This window comes from Facivitalis istanbulensis (genome assembly GCF_040560405.1).
GTDB classification, from domain to species: Bacteria; Pseudomonadota; Alphaproteobacteria; order Sphingomonadales; family Sphingomonadaceae; genus Sphingomonas; species Sphingomonas istanbulensis.
Map to the genome: position 1 here is coordinate 1 of NZ_JAVSCQ010000079.1, position 811 is coordinate 811.

At 64.0% G+C, this 811-nt stretch carries 1 protein-coding gene; it reads right to left on the reverse strand.

The features are described 5' to 3' along the window. Positions 1-8: 8 nt before the first annotated feature. A protein-coding gene (locus RN629_RS18235) for an IS5 family transposase (protein WP_407036493.1) occupies positions 9-766 on the reverse strand; the annotation gives its coding sequence in 2 pieces (ribosomal slippage) (positions 9-448 and positions 448-766; 759 coding nt in all). Positions 767-811 lie beyond the last annotated feature (45 nt).

Consider the following 811-nt stretch of genomic DNA (forward strand, 5'->3'; position numbering starts at 1 on the left):
GTCTGCATTTATCGTAGCCAGATCATGGCGCATGCGAGGTGAACGAAGCCCATGAAGGCGGCGATGGTTTTCTCGCAGCGCAGGGCGATACGGCGGAAGCGCTTGAGCTTGTTGAAGAAGCACTCGACCTGATGGCGCTCCTTGTAGAGGCGCCAGTCGATGGGCGGCTTGGCGGTTCGGCTGGGATTGGCCTTGATTTGGGCGGTCGCACCGAGTTCATCGGCGATGAAGGCGCGTAACGGATCGGCGTCGTAGGCGGCATCGGCGATGACGTGGCCGACACCCTTCAAGCCTGCCAGCAACGCCTCGGCCTGGGGGCGGTCGCCCCACTGCCCGGGTGTCGGATGAATGCGGATCGGCAGGCCGATCGCATCGACCGCCGCATGCAGCTTGGTTGTCAGGCCACCGCGGGACCGGCCAATTGCGGCAGCTTCAGCCCCCCTTTTGCGCCGCTCGCATCGGCGTGGGCCTTTGAGATCGTGCTGTCGATCAGGACGTATTCGAAGTCCGGCGTGTCGGCCAGGCTATGGAAAAGCCGTTCCCAAACACCCGCATGCGACCACCGCCGGAACCGGGCATGAACCCCAGTCCACTTCCCGAACACCTCCGGCAGGTCACGCCAGCGCGCCGCATTGCCTGCCATCCAGAGGATCGCATCCACGAACAATCGGTTGTCCACGCCGCTGCGCCCTCGTGTCCCCTCCCGGCCTGGGAGATAACCCGCGATCCGCTCCCATTGCTCGTCCGTCAGCGTCCGTCTGCTCAAGGCCTGGCTCCTTCACCAACCTTGAATCAGAACTCTCGCCTCATG